Source organism: Sporosarcina sp. P19 (assembly GCF_002743165.1).
In the GTDB taxonomy this organism is placed as follows: domain Bacteria; phylum Bacillota; class Bacilli; order Bacillales_A; family Planococcaceae; genus Sporosarcina; species Sporosarcina ureae.
The window spans coordinates 40,267-57,757 of record NZ_PDYR01000008.1; the positions used below are offsets into that span (position 1 = coordinate 40,267).

Annotated in this window: 17 protein-coding genes and 2 riboswitches; of the genes, 3 read left to right on the forward strand and 14 right to left on the reverse strand. The window is 42.8% G+C overall.

What is annotated here, in order from left to right:
* Positions 1 to 62: 62 nt before the first annotated feature.
* From CSV74_RS09970 to CSV74_RS16760, 6 genes are all read right to left on the reverse strand, one after another.
* A complete protein-coding gene (locus tag CSV74_RS09970; RefSeq protein ID WP_099691526.1) occupies positions 63 to 761 on the reverse strand; it encodes an ECF transporter S component in 699 nt (232 codons plus the stop codon).
* Positions 737 to 2,407, reverse strand: a complete 1,671-nt coding sequence (locus CSV74_RS09975) for an ABC transporter ATP-binding protein (protein WP_099691527.1) — start codon at positions 2,405 to 2,407, stop codon at positions 737 to 739. Before CSV74_RS09975 ends, CSV74_RS09970 begins: the two co-directional genes overlap by 25 nt.
* On the reverse strand, positions 2,389 to 3,267 hold the full coding sequence (locus CSV74_RS09980; RefSeq protein ID WP_099691528.1) for an energy-coupling factor transporter transmembrane component T: 879 nt from the start codon (positions 3,265 to 3,267) through the stop codon (positions 2,389 to 2,391). The genes CSV74_RS09975 and CSV74_RS09980 overlap by 19 nt, the downstream gene beginning before the upstream one ends.
* A gap of 82 nt (positions 3,268 to 3,349) precedes the next feature.
* Entirely contained in the window at positions 3,350 to 5,674 is a 2,325-nt protein-coding gene (locus tag CSV74_RS09985) for an S-layer homology domain-containing protein (RefSeq protein ID WP_099691529.1), read from the reverse strand.
* Between the two features lie 106 nt (positions 5,675 to 5,780).
* A complete protein-coding gene (locus CSV74_RS09990) occupies positions 5,781 to 7,910 on the reverse strand; it encodes a DUF4430 domain-containing protein (RefSeq protein ID WP_158231784.1) in 2,130 nt (709 codons plus the stop codon).
* A 144-nt stretch (positions 7,911 to 8,054) separates the two neighbouring features.
* A riboswitch (cobalamin riboswitch) is annotated at positions 8,055 to 8,239 on the reverse strand.
* Between the two features lie 142 nt (positions 8,240 to 8,381).
* Complete coding sequence (locus CSV74_RS16760) at positions 8,382 to 8,558, reverse strand: hypothetical protein (RefSeq protein WP_099625366.1); 177 nt, start codon at positions 8,556 to 8,558, stop codon at positions 8,382 to 8,384.
* A 370-nt stretch (positions 8,559 to 8,928) separates the two neighbouring features.
* Here CSV74_RS16760 and CSV74_RS10000 point away from each other — a divergent pair, with 370 nt between their 5' ends.
* A complete protein-coding gene (locus CSV74_RS10000; RefSeq protein ID WP_099691530.1) occupies positions 8,929 to 10,419 on the forward strand; it encodes a glycine betaine uptake BCCT transporter in 1,491 nt (496 codons plus the stop codon).
* A gap of 42 nt (positions 10,420 to 10,461) precedes the next feature.
* On the opposite strand, the gene CSV74_RS10005 is transcribed toward CSV74_RS10000, so the two are convergent.
* From CSV74_RS10005 to CSV74_RS10035, 7 genes are all read right to left on the reverse strand, one after another.
* Positions 10,462 to 11,742, reverse strand: a complete 1,281-nt coding sequence (locus CSV74_RS10005) for an O-acetylhomoserine aminocarboxypropyltransferase/cysteine synthase family protein (protein WP_099691531.1) — start codon at positions 11,740 to 11,742, stop codon at positions 10,462 to 10,464.
* A gap of 156 nt (positions 11,743 to 11,898) precedes the next feature.
* A riboswitch (SAM riboswitch) is annotated at positions 11,899 to 12,002 on the reverse strand.
* 261 nt (positions 12,003 to 12,263) lie between these two features.
* Complete coding sequence (locus CSV74_RS10010; protein WP_099691532.1) at positions 12,264 to 13,040, reverse strand: sulfite exporter TauE/SafE family protein; 777 nt, start codon at positions 13,038 to 13,040, stop codon at positions 12,264 to 12,266.
* 57 nt (positions 13,041 to 13,097) lie between these two features.
* Positions 13,098 to 13,325, reverse strand: coding sequence for a sulfurtransferase TusA family protein (locus CSV74_RS10015; RefSeq protein ID WP_029053950.1), 228 nt, complete (start codon positions 13,323 to 13,325; stop codon positions 13,098 to 13,100).
* Positions 13,326 to 13,382: 57 nt separating this feature from the next.
* The gene (locus tag CSV74_RS10020) at positions 13,383 to 14,504 is read right to left on the reverse strand and encodes an MBL fold metallo-hydrolase (RefSeq protein WP_099691533.1); all 1,122 of its coding nucleotides are present in this window, start codon (positions 14,502 to 14,504) and stop codon (positions 13,383 to 13,385) included.
* The gene (locus CSV74_RS10025) at positions 14,501 to 15,079 is read right to left on the reverse strand and encodes a sulfurtransferase TusA family protein (protein ID WP_099691534.1); all 579 of its coding nucleotides are present in this window, start codon (positions 15,077 to 15,079) and stop codon (positions 14,501 to 14,503) included. Before CSV74_RS10025 ends, CSV74_RS10020 begins: the two co-directional genes overlap by 4 nt.
* A gap of 45 nt (positions 15,080 to 15,124) precedes the next feature.
* Complete coding sequence (locus CSV74_RS10030; protein WP_099691535.1) at positions 15,125 to 15,604, reverse strand: DsrE/DsrF/DrsH-like family protein; 480 nt, start codon at positions 15,602 to 15,604, stop codon at positions 15,125 to 15,127.
* A 90-nt stretch (positions 15,605 to 15,694) separates the two neighbouring features.
* Positions 15,695 to 15,958 carry a metal-sensitive transcriptional regulator gene (locus CSV74_RS10035; protein ID WP_029053954.1) on the reverse strand — a complete coding sequence of 88 codons (264 nt, stop codon included), beginning with the start codon at positions 15,956 to 15,958 and terminating at the stop codon, positions 15,695 to 15,697.
* A 287-nt stretch (positions 15,959 to 16,245) separates the two neighbouring features.
* Between CSV74_RS10035 and CSV74_RS10040 the strand changes: the two genes are divergently transcribed.
* Together CSV74_RS10040 and CSV74_RS10045 are read left to right on the forward strand one after the other, a co-directional pair.
* Positions 16,246 to 16,467 (forward strand): DUF2187 family protein, encoded by a 222-nt coding sequence (locus CSV74_RS10040; protein WP_029053955.1) that lies wholly within the window; start codon positions 16,246 to 16,248, stop codon positions 16,465 to 16,467.
* Between the two features lie 108 nt (positions 16,468 to 16,575).
* Positions 16,576 to 17,232 carry a LysR substrate-binding domain-containing protein gene (locus tag CSV74_RS10045; protein WP_158231785.1) on the forward strand — a complete coding sequence of 219 codons (657 nt, stop codon included), beginning with the start codon at positions 16,576 to 16,578 and terminating at the stop codon, positions 17,230 to 17,232.
* Here CSV74_RS10045 and CSV74_RS16930 read toward each other — a convergent pair.
* The gene (locus CSV74_RS16930; RefSeq protein WP_233190874.1) at positions 17,215 to 17,457 is read right to left on the reverse strand and encodes a DMT family transporter; all 243 of its coding nucleotides are present in this window, start codon (positions 17,455 to 17,457) and stop codon (positions 17,215 to 17,217) included. The two genes, CSV74_RS10045 and CSV74_RS16930, sit on opposite strands and share 18 nt — an antisense overlap.
* Positions 17,458 to 17,491: the final 34 nt, after the last annotated feature.

Sequence of the window (17,491 nt, forward strand, 5' to 3'; positions counted from 1 at the left end):
TCATCACATAAAAAAGAGCAGCCAATTCTGGCTACTCTTTTTTTGTGTAGTATGTACATCCGTTAACTGGACTGCTCATACAGCAATCCATACTTCCGCTGAATACGTTGTAAGACCTTCATCCAACTAGCTCCAAATACGATAATGAAAAACACATTGGATAAGGCATGCGCGAGGTCGAAATAAATACTCGACGCAAAGATCCCAGCAACATATTTCCAAGACAACGCTTCGATATTCCCAACGATGACCCACGTATTCATGAACCATCCGAATAGATAACCCCAGACGAAACCAAATGTACATTTTCCCCACAATGTCTTCATAAACGCGGTATTACGCAATAGGCCGGCAGTCATTCCCATCATGCCCCACGCATACATTTGCCATGGTGTCCAAGGCCCTTGACCGAGAAAGAAGTTTGAGACGATCGCCGCGACCGCTCCAACGATGAAGCCTGACTCCGCACCAAATACTAACCCTGCCATAATGATAATGAACGAAGTCGGCTGAATGCTTGGAAGTCCAGCGAATGGAACACGTCCAACTGCCGCAATCGCCGCAAGCATTGCCAGCAAGACGACCTCTCTTCCCCCTACATCCCGCCACTCAAAGCGGGCGAAAAATGGAATCATAATAGCCGCAATCATGATCATACTGAGTAATAAATATGCTCTATAATGAAAGAATACGATGGAAACGACAAGTAACAATAATAATATTAATGAAACAATTACTAAATACTTTCGCGAACGGCCCATGTCGACACAGCCTCCTCATACGTCAAAACTTCAGGCTGTTTTGTTTCCCGCGTCGCACGATTGATCGCCGTCGTGTAGAAATAATTGCCTTTGAATAATTCATCCGGTGTCCCGTCCGCTGCGATTTCTCCGTCGAACATCATCGCACACCGTTCTGCATAACTCGCCGCAAAGCCGATGTCATGCGTCACCATGAATATGGTCAGTCCGTCTTGCTGCAAACTATACAATAACTCGCCTAAATGCTGCTTGGAAACCGGATCCATCCCCTTCGTCGGTTCATCGATAAACAACATTTCGGGTTCACCTAGCAAAATACAGGCAAGTGCCGCTTTCTGGACTTCCCCACCCGAGCAGTCATATGGATGACGCGTACGTAAATGAGAAATACCAAACGCTTCAAGCAAATGATGCATTCGTTCAGTTACATTGGATAGTTTTAAGCGCTCACCGATATGTTGCATTTCATCTTCAATCGTTTGCTGGACAAAGTACGTTCGTGGATTTTGTGGTAAGTACGCAATTTTTCCGAGCCACTCAGAATCCTTCATTTTCTTCATATCCTGCCCATTCAAACGGACCTTACCACGTTGCGGTTTTATACTGCCGAGACTTGCGCGCAAAGCAGTCGTCTTTCCACTGCCGTTTCCACCAACCATTGCAAAAAACTGACCTTTTGGGATGCGTAACGTAAAACCTTTCAAGACAAATGGTGCATTCTTTTGATACTGAAAAAACACATCGTCCATTTCGAGTATCCATTGCTCTTTCAATTGATTTGATTGCGCTTCAACAGGCATCGTTTCACGCTCTTCCCGACCGATCCACTGCTTACATTCTTTCACTGTCAGAGGAATTGTCGCAATGATAGGTTTCTGTTCAAATTCCATATAGACTCGTGCGAATGTAGGTAAGTACGGAAAGAACTGTGTCGCATGATCCGCATATAACTCTCCAATGACTTGACGACTGTCCCCTTCGTACCGAACTTCACCTGATTCCATCAGTACGATCCGGTCCGCCACTGCATACAATTCTTCCAAACGGTGTTCGACCAATACAATCGTCATGCCTGTTTCTTTATTTAGACGCTCAAGCATCAGCACCAACTCTTTTGCCGCTACCGGATCGAGTTGTGATGTTGGTTCATCAAGCAATAGCACACGCGGTTTCATAAGTAGTACCGACAATAGATTCAATAACTGCTTTTGACCGCCTGACAATTCGGAAGGCTTGGCATTGAGCAAGTCCTCCACTCCGAAAAAGTGAACCATTTCCGCTACCCGTTTACGCATTTCAAAAGTAGAGTACCCTAAGTTCTCCAGTCCAAAGACAATCTCTTGCATCACTTCATCCATGATGATTTGATTGTCTGGATCCTGGAACACATAGCCAACTTGCTCAACCATCTGCCTCTCTTCCCACTCACTGATCGACTTACCTTTATAAAGAATTTCTCCTTCAAGTTTTCCTGTCGGCGTCAATTCCCTCTTCAATAGTTTCAATAAAGTCGTTTTACCACTGCCACTTGCGCCTCCAATGACAAGGAATTCGCCTTCATTGACGGAAAGTGAAATGTCTTTCAGCACGTGCTGATCTATATTCGGAAAAGAAAACGAGACGTGGTTCAAATTGAATAATTCCATTTCAGTTGTTCTCTCCCTTCTACAAATAGTGGAAACAGCGCGACGGCCATGCCGCAAGCGAATACGAACCAATCAAGCGACGACAGATGTAATAGACCAAGTTCCGGATAAATGACAATCTTTCCATAGCCCATAAATCCACCCGTGCCGCACATGACGAAAGCTACGAGTAAATAACTCAACCAACGTCTATCGGACTTCGTCATGCGATACGGAATATACGGACGTCTTGTACCAGACCCATACCCCCGTGCTTTCATAGAATCCGCCGTCTCCACAGCTTCTTCCAATGACCAAGATAGCAGAATTTGTAACATCGACATCCCGCTCTTCGCACGCTCACGCAATGTTCCCTGTGTCATCGTCATGCCCTTCAGATGCTGAACATCCTGGATTTCGGTCAACCGCCTTTTCAATAACGGCACAAAACGGATGGACATCATAATGAGAAATGCAGTCCTCGGGAGGATTCTTGCGAAGATATATAATAGTTTATTGCCGTTCAGGACACTATTTAATGAAACGAATAGGAGGAGAATCATCAATAACGACATCGCCGTCACGACACCATAGAGCATCGCTTCGAACGTCACTTGTTTTCCAAAGTAATCAAACCATACATGCGTCCCTCTTGAGTTAATCAAGGGATTGATCACAATAATTAGCGCAGTCATAGTCACCATCAACGGCGCCCACTGCTTCATTGCCTGCCCGCCGTCATGTGATAGATTGACCGCAATTAATGCGAGGCAACCCGCTAGCAAAAAGATCGGATGATTAAAAAACATCGCAAAAAAGCCAAGGCAAATATAATAAAAAAACATCACGAAAGGGTGAATTGCCTGTATTCCATTGCCCATAACCCTTCCCCTCTCCACTCTCTAAAAATACTCCACGTTAAAGACAGACAATCTTGCACCGCGCGGGTGCAAGATTGTGTGATCATTTTGTATTCAAAAACTCTATTAACATTTTCATAGCATGTGCACGAGACGTAGAGTTACTCGGCATAAAGTTGCCATTTTCCCCTTTTGCCATCTTCAGATCATATAGCATGCTCATCGCTTTTACAGCTTCCATATTATATGAACGGATATCACGGAAAGGCGCCATTTTGTCGAACTTATACACTTCGCCATTCTTCACTTCATACGCACGGTATAACATAAGCGCCATCTGTGCACGCGTTACTTCTTGTGCAGGCATGAATTTGCCGTCTTTCCCCTTAACTAAACCATGATGGTATGCAGCTGCAATTTCTTCTTGTGTACTTGATGCATACTTTTGTGTATCAGGGAATGGGGCTTTCTTGTCCGTTTTCAAATCCAATGCACGAACTAAAATAGAGACCGCTTGCGCACGAGTCAATGATTGATTCGGCTTGAACGTATTGTCTTTATAGCCGTTCGCGATTCCTTGCTCTACTGCTTGATTAATGTAATCCTTTGCCCAGTGTTTATGAATATCCGTAAACTGTGGAGTCGGAGTCGGTTCTGGCTCTGGTTTTGGCTCTGGTTTCGGGTCTGGTGTTGGTTCAGGATCTGGCTTTGGCACCGGAACAACAGGTATCTCTTTAAAGTTGTACAATACCCCTTTGCCTTTTGTGAATAAATCAAATGCTACCAAAGCTTGCAACGCTTGCTCCGTGGCCATTGCATTCGAGCGGCTATCTCCTGCTGTATGCTGGAAGCCACCATCAGCTGTTTGGAAACTCAAAAGGTGATCGATCAAGTTGATGCCGTTCTTCGTGAACATCGGTATACGCGGATCGATTTGATTTGCAGTCAGACCGATGATCACTTGTGACGTCGCTTCACTGGAAATACCGCCAACGAACGCTTCGTCGTATCCACCTGTTGGACCTTGTTCATTCGCGAGGAACTTCACTGCACGATCCATCGCTTTACGAACTTCCGGCTTATCTGTATAAGGTGCAATGCCTATCAAAGCCATTGCGGTAATGTCATAGCTTGTCGAGCCTTCTTTACTCGTCGACAAGCTCCACGACCCGTCATCTTTCTGGTATTTCAATAACTCTGCAACTAGGCTCTCACGTGTCCACTTCGAGTTGCTCGGCACTTGGTAGCCTTTTGTATCGAGTGCAATCAACGCGAAAATGATTCCGTTATTACCTTGGTATGTCAGGCTATCAGCACCTGTCATATGCTTTTCACTATTTACAATTTTATCGATTAAGTTAAAGCCCTTGCCATCTGCATTCATTGGATCAATGCCAATTGCTGCAGCTGCCATTGTTAAACGTTGTACATCTGTAATCTTCATACGACCTTTGCCGGATCTGCTAATCACCTGGTCTTGTAAATGTTCGTAGAATTCCTTTGTATAAGATGCAGGTACTTTCTTGCCCGCTTTCACAAGTCCGATTGCCTGCCACTCACTGTCGATCGGCCCTGCAAGCATTTGCGCACTTGCCTCGTTAATGGCTGAAGTGACAAGCTTTGAGTAATCTTTAGTAGACGGCGTTTCCGGTGTTGGACCTGGTTTCACTACCGGAGGCTCCGGTGATGGGTTCGGATTTGGAACTGGGTTTGGGTTTGGATTTGGTAACGGGTTTGGTTCAGGTGTAGCAGTTGGTGCATACGTCACCTTCACTGTTTTTGTAACCGAATCGTTCTTCGCATCCGTTGCCTGTAAGACGATATTATTCTCACCACTCTGCAATTCCGCATGTACTGTGTTCCCTGTAACGACTGCTTGCTTACCGTTTACAGTGACTGTCGGTTGAAGTGCTGTTCCGAAATAACTCGCTGCGTTTACTTGGAATGAAAGGGTAGACTTCGTAACTGTTGCTCCCGAAGTAACTCCTGACACGGAAATTTTCGGTTCCAAGTCTTCACGGAAAGGAAACAGATCGGCATTTAGGTCCTTACCTAAGTCCGTCGTATATTTCCACTCCACTTTATCACCAGGGATGAGCTTGATCACACCCGCTCCACGATTCGGGAAGATACCGTTGACGCTGTACATCCAACCGCTGCCTTGTCCGCGGTCGAATTCATATACGCCTTGGATTCCTTCGACATATGCACTTTCATGCTCTCCACCACGATAAGACATCGCAATATTGTTAGCTTCGACACTGCGTTTTAATACACTTAAAACTGTATCGCCTTCCCGTACCGCCACAGAAGACAACGGCATCGGAACTTCAGTAGAAGAAATCGTGATGGAATGCTGCAGTGTCTGCGTTGCTTGATTTTCATAAATCGGGGTCGGTTGCTCCGCGAATGAAGGTGCAATCGGCACAAGGATAGCCGCACTCGCTAATGCGAATGCTGCTGTTATTTTCGTGAAATTTTTGACAATAGAAATAACGCATACCTCCTAATTTCTCTTAGTAGCAATGTGTGTATTATTGGATGATGAATAGTTTACGTGTTGCTTGTTTAAGTGTTGTACCTTTATCTGATACGGGTTCAACAATAAATAATGAATAAAGTTGTCCACTTTTATAGTTGGATTGCGGTGTAATAGTCACTTTATTTCCATCTGCCGTTACGTTTACCGGAATTTTATTTCCTTGGATATCTTCAACATAGATTTTTGCAAGGTTATCCACTGAATCCTTTACTGTCTGATTAAATGTGATCGTCCATGGTTTGTTCGGCGCGACTACTGCAACATCGAAATCCTTATATGAACGGTCGTTATCGACTAAAAATACTTTCTTCGTTCTATTCGGTACTTTCACTTCTTTTTTAGTACCCTTTTCTCCAGCCTGAACGATGAAGTATCCTTCTTTTGCTTGTGCATTTTCAATAGCTATAGGAGACCAAACATTATCTTTGTTCTTCTGGATGTTTAATAGACTACCATTCAATAAACCTTTTAAAATAGCCGTATCTTGTTCAATTTCAGGGTCGATCTGTGAAAGCTCTTTCGAAAAGTCATATAGACGCCCTTCACCTTTTGTAAATAAGTCATACGCAACTAAACCTTGTAGTGCCTGCTCAGTTGCCATACCATTTGAACCTGTTTCACCAATTGTATGTTTGAAACCACCATCCTCGGCTTGGAAGCTTAAAAGATGATCGATCAAGTTGATACCATTCTTAGTGAACTTTTCACTTTGTGGGTTAATGTTATTTGCTGTTAATCCAATAATTACTTGTGAAGTAGCCTCACTCGAAATACCACCTACAAACTCCTCATTAAATCCGCCAGTTGAACCTTGGCTCTTTGATAAGAAGTTCACTGCCTGTTCCACTGCATCTTTTACAGCCGGTTGATCCGTATAAGGTGCCAACCCTATTAGCGCCATGGCAGTAATGTCAAAGCTTGTACTTCCTGGAGGATTATTAGACAAACTCCATGACCCATCCACTAACTGAGTCCTTAACAGTTCCGCAACAATCTTTTCACGGTTCCAACGTGCATTCTCTGGTACGGAATAGTTTTTTGTATCCAGTGCAATTAGCGCAAAGATTGGACCATTATTACCTTGATACGTCATGCTATCTGAGTCAAGGTAAGTCCAGTTTTCACTGTTATAAATTTTCTCGATTAAGTCAAAGCCTTTTACATTCTTTGGATCTTTTCCAATAGCAACCGCAGCCATTGATATTCTTTCAACATCCGTTATTTTCAAACGGCCTGTTCCTGTTTTCTTTAGAATCTGATCCTCAAAGTTGCTATAAAATGCTTTTTCATAATCAGCATGAATATCAAAACCTGCTTTTGTTAATCCAATTGCTTCCCATTCACTTTGGATTGGACCTTGCATCATGTGTTTTGCCGCTTTTTGAATCGCATCTTGAGTTCTCGTTAATTCTTCAGTAATTTCAACCGTAAATGAATTCGCGTCTCCCCCTACTGTCACCTTGTCTATCGGGGTAAGTTGAAAGAATCCTTGGTCTAATGTACCTTTAAATTGAATGACTACTTGTTGATTTGAATTTTTCGTAATTGAAATGATTTCGACATTCGATTGATTGCTAATCCAATTTGTTGGATTCGTTGCATAATCAGTAAATGTATCACCTTTTAAATTTACTGTGACTGATGAATCTACACCCTTCTGAATACTTCCAGATGCAGACACACTTGCTGAACGTCCATAATAAAAGCGTAACTTGTCTTGCGGCTCAAGAACGTAAGCATCCGCACCAATTTCTGGTGTAATACTGTTAACAGAGTACATCCAGCCATCCCAGTGGCCTAGCGAACCCCCTTCTTCATTATTAATTGAAGATACATAAGCTCCCCATTCACTTTCTGTAATTGTATAGTCAATGCTCTTACTATCTAGGGCCTTCTTCAACGCATCTAACGCATTTTGCCCTTCTGTAACTTGAATCGCTTCTTTTAAAATTACTCCCGATAAACCTTCTACTTCCACATCCACCATGTAGTTAGCGGCTTGCGTGCTTATTTCACTTTGCTGTACATCCGAATTCGCCAAAGCAACTGAACTGGTCGTCGGCAACAGCATCGTTACGGCTAGTAAAACACTGGCGATGATCGATACATAACGCTTAAACAAATGACTTCCCCCTTGTACTAATTTGGTAAATTGAACGTAAAAAAGCCCTTGCCTCCAGAAAGAGACAAGGGCACTATGTATACACGGACTCCTGCAATGACTTAATAGTATCCAATACACTATGCATACCTCTTCCTGGGAGGCGTAACGCATGTTATTTTGGCAAGTCTCCTGACTTATGGATCATCACATCTTCAACCTTCCCAGTATTTCACCAGTGGTATTCTGAAGATATTTCCCATTTACAGTGGCCGGACCGTACAGGATTTTCACCTGTTTCCTTTTTCATCTTTACAGTAATGTAAAGAACCAAAATATTCTATTCAATTTTACCATAGTATACCACATTGCCATTCGCTAATTTTGATTATTTCAAAAGAACAGTAGAAAAGACTGACGAAAGGAATCTTCCATCAGTCTTTTAGTGAATACTATTTATTACACTACGTGCTTTTATAAGTGAGTGTAGGTTTACAACTCCTGATAATCTCGCTGATAGACTCCGCCGTCTTTCACTTCTGCATGATAAAGTGCTTTCAATGCAAAGCTTTTCTCTAGCTCATGCTCTTTCATAATCTCTTTCAATCGTCTGTTTAACTCTGGGCTATGCTTTACGAGCTGAAGCATCTTAGGTTGTGAATATTGCATGAAAATCCCCTCCTCATTTCATTTGTTTCTATAGTATAACATGGCTACGGTTCTAGTTGTATGAAAGGAAATCATTCCTCTGGCTGGAAATCACCCCTAACTTTCATGTATACTGGCACAAGTACAGACTGATGGTTCTGGGCGAGCAGATGAATTGCACTACGGTACCAACTTACATATTGGACGAGAAGGTATTTTTCTCGTCTTTTTTATTTTCACTTGTGATGACATTGTAAACAAACTGTCATATACTTAGCGTTTACACGAACGACTAGATGGGTATTGTAAAGTGTATGTGTGTGATTTTATTCTACAATCTTAATTAGTTACTTCGATTATTTCACAAACTACATTTTAAAAAGGAGGACCTATGAGAAAAGTTTCATCAACGTTTTATATTACATTGGTGGCTGTCATATTGGCAGTCGGTTATGGTGTAATCGCTCCTGAACACTTTGAGTCGATCACGCTTAATATAAGGAATATGATTTCAGATTCATTCGGCTGGTATTACTTACTGACAGTTTCTATGTTATTCTTCGTTTCAGTCTATTTGATATTCAGTCCGCTCGGCAGGATTCGATTGGGGAAAGACAGTGACAGACCACAGTTTTCCATGTTTTCTTGGCTCGCCATGCTGTTTTCTGCGGGTATGGGTATTGGACTGGTGTTCTACGGAGCTGCGGAACCTCTTTCGCACTATGCGGTAAGTTCAGCTACTGCACCTATCGAAACAAAAGAAGCGTATAAAGAAGCGATGCGTTCAACATTCTTCCATTGGGGATTCCACGCATGGGCTATATATGGTATGACAGCTTTAGCGCTAGCATACTTCCAGTTCCGCAAAAGCCAGCCTGGTTTAATCTCCTCCACACTTCGCCCGATTTTCGGTGATCGCGTAGACGGCAAACTCGGAACCGTAATTGACGTCTTCGCAGTTTTCGCTACAGTTTTCGGCGTCGCCACATCACTCGGCTTCGGAGCGGTTCAGATTAACGCTGGATTGAATTACTTATTCGGTGTTCCAATCGGTTTCTGGTCTCAGTTTATTATCATTGCGATCGTTACGGTATTATTCTTACTATCCGCTTGGAGCGGCCTCGGAAAAGGGATTCGAATTTTATCGAATACGAATATGGTATTAGCTCTAACCTTGTTGGTCTTTATCATTGCACTCGGTCCAACATTGCTGATTTTCAATATGTTCACTGATTCTATTGGTGGTTATTTAGAAAACCTCATTCGTATGAGTTTCCGAACAGCACCACTTACACCTGAAAATCGTTCATGGTTGAATGACTGGACACTATTCTACTGGTCTTGGTGGATAGCTTGGTCACCATTTGTCGGCATGTTCATCGCCCGCGTTTCAAAAGGAAGAACGATTCGCGAATTCATGATCGGAGTTCTCGTTGTGCCAACTGTATTGAGTGCAATTTGGTTCTCAGCGTTTGGTACGACAGCTATTGAAACACAAAAAGCCGGCATTATCGATTTAGCATCCACTGCAACAGAGTTGACGATTTTTGAGATGTTCAGCGGATTGCCTTGGTCATTCGTCATTTCAGTGGTCGCTATTTTACTGATTACATCATTCTTCATTACATCAGCGGATTCGGCTACATTCGTATTAGGTATGCAGTCGTCATATGGTTCATTGACTCCACCTAATAACTTGAAAGTCGTCTGGGGTGTCATTCAGTCTTCCATCGCGATTATTCTGTTATACGTTGGTGGTTTGGATGCTCTTCAAAACGTCATCATCATAGCCGCCTTACCATTCTCCATCATACTGATCATGATGGTCACTTCGCTATTTAAATCTTTGAAGGAAGAGCGAAGAAAAATCAAACGAAAATAAAAAATGAACACTGCGCACATGCGTAGTGTTCATTTTTTTGTATTAGTTTGCGGCTTTTTCGATTGCTTGTTTCAAATCTGCGATAATATCGTCTACTGACTCCAACCCCACAGACAAGCGGATTAGCTCTTCGCTGACACCGGAATTTTTCAAATCTTCCGCAGACAACTGCTGATGAGTAGTAGATGCCGGATGAATGATTAATGACTTTGCATCCCCCACATTCGCTACGTGAGACCAAATTTCTACATTATCGATTACTTGTCTTCCTGCATCGCGTCCACCTTTAATACCAAATACGATAATTGAGCCGTAACCATTTTTCAAATGTTTGTTGGCCAATTCCGCTGTTGGATGATCTTCTAGACCCGTATAGGTTACCCATTCAACTGCTGGATGATCTTGCAGGAATGCCGCAACCTTTTGCGCGTTTTCATTATGGCGCGGTACACGTAAATGAAGTGTTTCTAAGCCCTGCAACAAGTTGAATGCACTGTCCGGTGACAGGCATGGGCCGAAGTCTCTCAGCAATTGCACGCGCAGTTTCGTTGCGAATGCTGCCGCAGCCGTGTCGATTCCGTAACGCAAGCCATTATACGTTTCATCCGGCTCTGTAAAGCCTGGGAACTTACCTTGTGTCCAGTCGAATTTCCCTGCATCAACGGCTACCCCACCGATGGTCGTACCGTGTCCGCCGATCCATTTTGTTGCTGAGTGGATGACTACGTCCGCCCCGTACTCGATTGGATTTGATCCATATGGAGATGGGAATGTATTGTCTACTAGCAATGGGATGCCATTTTCATGTGCAATATTCGCGACAGCTTCCACGTCCAGCACTTGCAAGCTTGGGTTACCGATTGTTTCTGCAAACAATGCTTTCGTTTTATCCGTAATAGCTGCTTCAAAGTTCTTTGGATCAGATGCGTCAACAAATTTCACTGTGATGCCGTAGCGCGGTAATGTAACAGCGAATAAATTGTATGTACCACCGTAAAGATTGCTCGCTGCGACGATTTCATCGCCTGCTTCAGCAATATTCATAACAGAAAATGCAATCGCCGCCATTCCAGAAGACAACGCAACTGCTGCTGTTCCTCCTTCTAGCTGTGCGACACGCTCTTCAAAGACAGCTACTGTCGGATTCGTAATTCTTGTATAGATATTGCCTGCTTCTTTTAAGCCAAATAAGTTTTGTGCGTGTTCTGTGTCTCTGAATACATAAGAAGTCGTACGATGAATCGGTAAAGCCCGTGAACCTGTTGCTGGATCCGGTTTTTGCCCTCCGTGTAATAGTATCGTTTCTGCCTGTAAATTCGTCATAACCATTCCCCTTTTCCATGTATTGATGGAACACCGAAACGCCCCGAATATCTTCTCTCTGGGACTAGACAAGGAAAACATAGAGCGTGATTCACTATATATAGAGAAAAAGCCCATCTTCCATAATAAGAAGAGGGCTCTGCTTTCGCTCATTCCCCCTTATCTTCCAAACTGCTGAGAGTTTGTAGGAAGTAGCACCTTTGCTTTCGCCGGTTGCTGGGCATCACAGGGCCTAATCCCTCCGCCTCTCTTGATAAGAGTGTGTCTATTCGTTTTCCATCGTTGAAAAATAGTATACGGCTATTCCTAGTCTATTGCAAGAATTTAATAGAATGTTTCGAAATTAGCATTACTTTCAATATGATGAATTGAAAGTAAGAGGGAAGAAGGCACCGTTAATCGACGTTGCGGGAGCCATCCACAAGCACCGTAGTGAGTTTAATGATGTTTCTACTTGCGACAACAATCGAAAAATCGCCAGAGACATGTTCAGTGAACAATGTGCTGGCGATTGTGCTTATTTAGAATATGTCCCACCATATTTTTACGGCGGAGGCCATGATTAGCGCGGCTAGGATGCTTTGTAATACTTTGGTATTTACTTTTCGGCTAACTTTTACACCGATTGGAGCTGCGATGATGCTTGCGGCGATCATGACGAGAGCCGGTCCATAGGGTACTTGCCCTGTTAAGAGCTTGCCTGATGCTGAGCCCACTGATGACAATAACGTAATCGCGAGTGATGTAGCGATCGTAACACGTGTCGGGATTTTTAGTATCACGAGCATAATCGGTACCATAATGAATGCACCACCAGCTCCGACAATCCCAGCTGCCAAGCCGACGATAAAGGCTGCACTAGAAGCAACGAAGCGATTGAATGTAATTTCATCGATTGGCTGATCGTCGAGACCTTTTTTCGGAATAAACATCATAATTGCCGCCATAACAGCTAGAAAGCCATAGACGACGTTGACAGTAGCTTCTGTTAGCATACTAGAACCGGCACCACCGATCACACTACCGACTAATACACTGATTCCCATGTAGAGAACGAGTGGTTTCAAGATCAGATTACTCTTTCTATACGCTAAAACTCCTGAAAGTGATGCAAAGAACACTTCAACTGCAGTAATCCCAGAAACTTCATGTGGTGTAAACGCAGCAAAACCCAGTAGTGCAGGGATAAATAGCAACATTGGATATTTAACAATTGCGCCGCCAATTCCCATCATTCCAGAAAGGAACGAGCCGACGAATCCAATGAGGAAGATCGTGATAATAAATGGAATGGTCATGATGTTCTCCCTTCTTCCTGATGAAAGAGGGAGACAGCAATTCCCTCTATCCGTAGTTTACCCTTTTTGGATCCAGAATTTAAAGACATCGGACTCTTGTTGCTGATCTTTGATTTCATGATTGCCCGAAGCTGCCCATGCTGTCAGGTCAGACACTGATCCTTTGTCTGTCGTATGAATTTCAAGAATATCTCCTGCTTGCAAATCCTTCATTGCTTTCTTTGCACGTACGATCGGCATTGGACATGCCAGGCCTTTTGCGTCTAAAAATGTTGTTGTACTCATATATATCTTCTCCTTTAAATTTGGTTTTTTGTTTTCACTACAAATTCAACTACATAGTTACCGTACCGCACAGCGATTTGGGCCAATTTCCATCTCGCGTTGCGTTTCTTCATCAGGCTCGATTTTCCCCATATTCATCTGGCGAATTTCCTGATATGCATTTGGCTGTGGGGGCAAGTTATCAGTAACTAATTCTCTGAATTCTTTTTCATCCTGAATATTCAAGCCATGATTTTTTTCATACAATACGCCAAGCTTCTCCGCCACGCTACCATCTTCATTCAACTCATCTATAATCATGAAGTGTGCAGGTAAGACTATTAAGTCCTCAGATAATTTTTTATAGCGACTATACAAAGACTCACGTAAATCACCTACCCAATCTTCCGCTAAACCAGCTAAATCTGGACGTCCAATCGAATCAATGAACAGAATATCGCCTGTCATCAAATAGCTGTCATCGACGATAAATGAAGTCGAACCAATTGTGTGTCCTGGCGAATAAAGTGCTTGAATATCAATTTTCGTTTCACCTATCTGAATGAATGTATCACCTTCTAACGCTGCATATTCAAATACTGCCTCTTCTGCATCTTTCGGAGGCAGCCAATACGTTGCACCCGTGGCTTTTGCAATCTGACGACCACCCGAAATATGATCAGCGTGCAAGTGCGTATCAAGTACGTTTGTGATCTTGACACCGCGCTGCGCAGCAAAATCCAAGTACACATCCGTCATACGTGTTGCGTCAATGATTGCCGCTTCCCCACCAGACATGACCATGTAGGAAAGACATCCTTTACCAAGACGGACAAATTGATAGAGCTCGCCACCCGATTTCAAATCGGCAATTTTCACCGGCTCAAGATACTCGCTCCAAGCTTTCATTCCACCTGAAAGGTAACCTACTGGGAAGCCTGCTTCTTCCAGGATTTCCGCCACCATGATGGACGAACCTTCTTTTGCACAGACAACTAGGATTTCTTCATCTTTTGGCAATTGATCTTCAATTTCTTCAATGCCATCCAATAAATCAAAGTACGGTACATTCAAATGGCGCACTTGCTCCCCTTCGATTTTCCAATCTTCAAATGCACCTTCATTTCGCACATCCAAAATGAATAATGATTCCTTCGCAATAACGCGCTTTGCTACTTCACTTGATTGAATGGTTCTCATTTATTCATACCTCCTGTTGTATTTTCTGTCTCGCTATTCCATTCCGACATGCCAGGAATTACATTCGTGACACGTTCAAATCCATTTGCGACTAGTTTTCGGCACGCCATATCACTGCGGTTACCTGTTCGGCATACTACAAAGTACTTGTTGTCCTTACTCAAGTGCGCCATACGTTCATCCAATTGACCAAGAGGTATAGATAGGGCCCCAGGTATATGAGCAAATGCATATTCAGCTTCTTCACGAACATCTACTAACACAGCGTTAGGGTGTTGCAGCCGTTCCAGCAACTGATCATTGTGGACTGTAACCGGATATTCTTTTTGTGACTGATCTTCCTGACCTGCTCTTCGTACAAAGTGGCGCCATACATCTGCTTCCTTCACATTCCCTACGTATTGATGACCTGCACTTTCCGTCCACGCCTGTAAATCTGCAGTGGTGCCTGAATCTGTAGACTGGACTTCAAGCACTTGGCCGTCTTGCATATCTTTCATCATCTTTCTTGTCTTCACAATCGGCATTGGACAAGCAAGACCTTTTGCATCTAAAACCTTATCTGACTGAATCATTTTATTCCTCCTATACACCCCGGGGTATCTATTTTTATAAAAAAATTAAATAAACAAATTCACTTGACCGTCTTGCGCTTCTCCTAAGTATGCCGCTACACCGCCATACTCGACTTCTTTAAGAAGTTCATCCTCACCAAGTCCTAGTAAATCCATTGTCATCGTACAGGCGATCAATCTTACATCTTGCTCTATTGCCATATCGATCAGTTGAGGTAATGTCAACGCGTTATGCTTTTTTATCACTTGCTTGATCATCTTAGGACCCATTCCTGCAAAGTTCATTTGGGATAACCCCATTTGATCTGCTCCACGTGGCATCATTTTCCCAAAAGCCTTTTCAATGAAGCTTTTATTACTCTTAATAGGTTCGTCTTTTCGCAATGCGTTCAATCCCCAGAATGTATGAAAAATCGTTACTTCATGATCATACGCCGCTGCGCCATTCGCGATTATATAAGCCGCCATGGCCTTATCATAATCTCCACTGAATAATACAATCGTTGTTTTCTTTTGCTCTGTCATGTTCTCGTCCCTTTCGTTTTGAAAATTATTATATTAAATACCTACGGGGGTATATTATATGTTATAAAAAAAAGAGTCAAGTGATGTTGCTCATCGACTCTTTACTAGAAGATCCACCGCTTCATTAATGATGGATTCATGCGTACGATCATCTGCGTCGTCTAGATTTTCCATGCAAGCGATCAAATTCGAGCTCACGATTACACCAATTGTACGGTCAATAGCAGAACGACTGGCCGATAATTGCGTGATTACTTCTTTACAGTCCTTGCCTTCTTCCATCATACGCAAGACACCTTTGATTTGCCCCTCTAGACGCTTTAACCGATTTTTGACTTTATCATCGTATTCCATATCACTCAACCTCCTAACTATTAACTTTATAATATACCCCTACAGGTATACTGTCAACCAATTGATTTGCCTAACATCCGTACTATGCTAGTTCTGGGGATGGAAACAGGCAACTCCCATAAATGATTCTTCGCAAAACTTGCTCATTCGACATAACTCTAGTATGATGATTAATTTCCCGAAATGTGTTATACTAGTTCTAGTAAGCTATTGTACGTACTTTCCGTCTGATTTTATTGACAAATTACGACAAACTAGATTCCATACTACTGAAGGAGTTGATTCGATTGGCATTCCCACGAAAAGATCGTCCAGTTTCTGATTTTGTAGCATCACGGTATGTAGACGAAGTCATATCTTTCAACCGTAATGAACATGAAGTTTCCGGAACTATACACAAGATTCTCGAAAACTCCGTCATTGTGAAAATTTCTGAAGAAGACGCAGAAAACATTGGTGCAGCTTCCAACATGACTGTCGTCGCACACAAAAATTACACAGTTCTATAATTGTATGTTCGATGCCTTGCAGATTAATGCAAGGCTATTTTTTTAACACAAAAACAAGTCATACCCGCAGAACGTTCACTATAAAAACATACTTTGGAGATGATTGATTTGACCGATCGTACAAAGGTAAATTTAACGCAAACGACGGCACTAAAAGGAACTTTACGCATTGCCGCTTCACCGGTTATTTCGCAAGCTATTTTACCCGACGTCCTCACTAGGCTTCACGCGAAGTATCCCGACATGCGACTGGAACTGACAACCGCTCCATCTTCTAAGATTATGCTATTACTAAAAAGCAATAAGGCCGATGTCGGTTGCAGTGAACTGGATAACTTATCATCGTCAAAAGCATTTATGCAAGACGAACTGTTACTCTTTGCTTCTGCCACGCATCCGCTCGCACATAAGAGAAGCTCGTCCATCCTAGATTTGCAAAATACGCATTGGATCTTGCCCGACACGGAAGATCCTAGCCGTCCGTTGATTGATCAAGCTCTTCAACAATATGGAGTACAAGTAAATCCTACTATAATAGGCTCGCCAGAAAGTATCAAACAAGCTGTTCTTAGCGGACTAGGCATCGCTATTTTATCGCGCCATAGTTGCAAACATGAACTGGCAACAGGTGAACTAACCGTACTCGATTATAACGTTACGCCTATCCAACGTACATTTTATACGGTAGCCCATTCTAACACGAAAGAAGCACAAGCATTCCTCAGCGAACTTGAAGCCTATTGTCGTCTATGGCAAGTCAACTAGTCCTCTGTTCAACACTCGTTTGCTGCGCCAGTTCACAAATAATATTCCCAAACTGATGAGCGTTCCTCCTAAAATGAATGACATTGATAACGTTTCCTCCAACAGAACCCATCCCGACAATGTCCCGAAGAATGGTGCCAGAAACAGAAATGCACTCGTTCTTTCGGGATTTCTTGTCTGCAATAAATAAAACCAAATAGCATTTGATAGGCAGTCATCACCCATGTATCAAAACGATAGCCGTGTACTTTGACAAGCA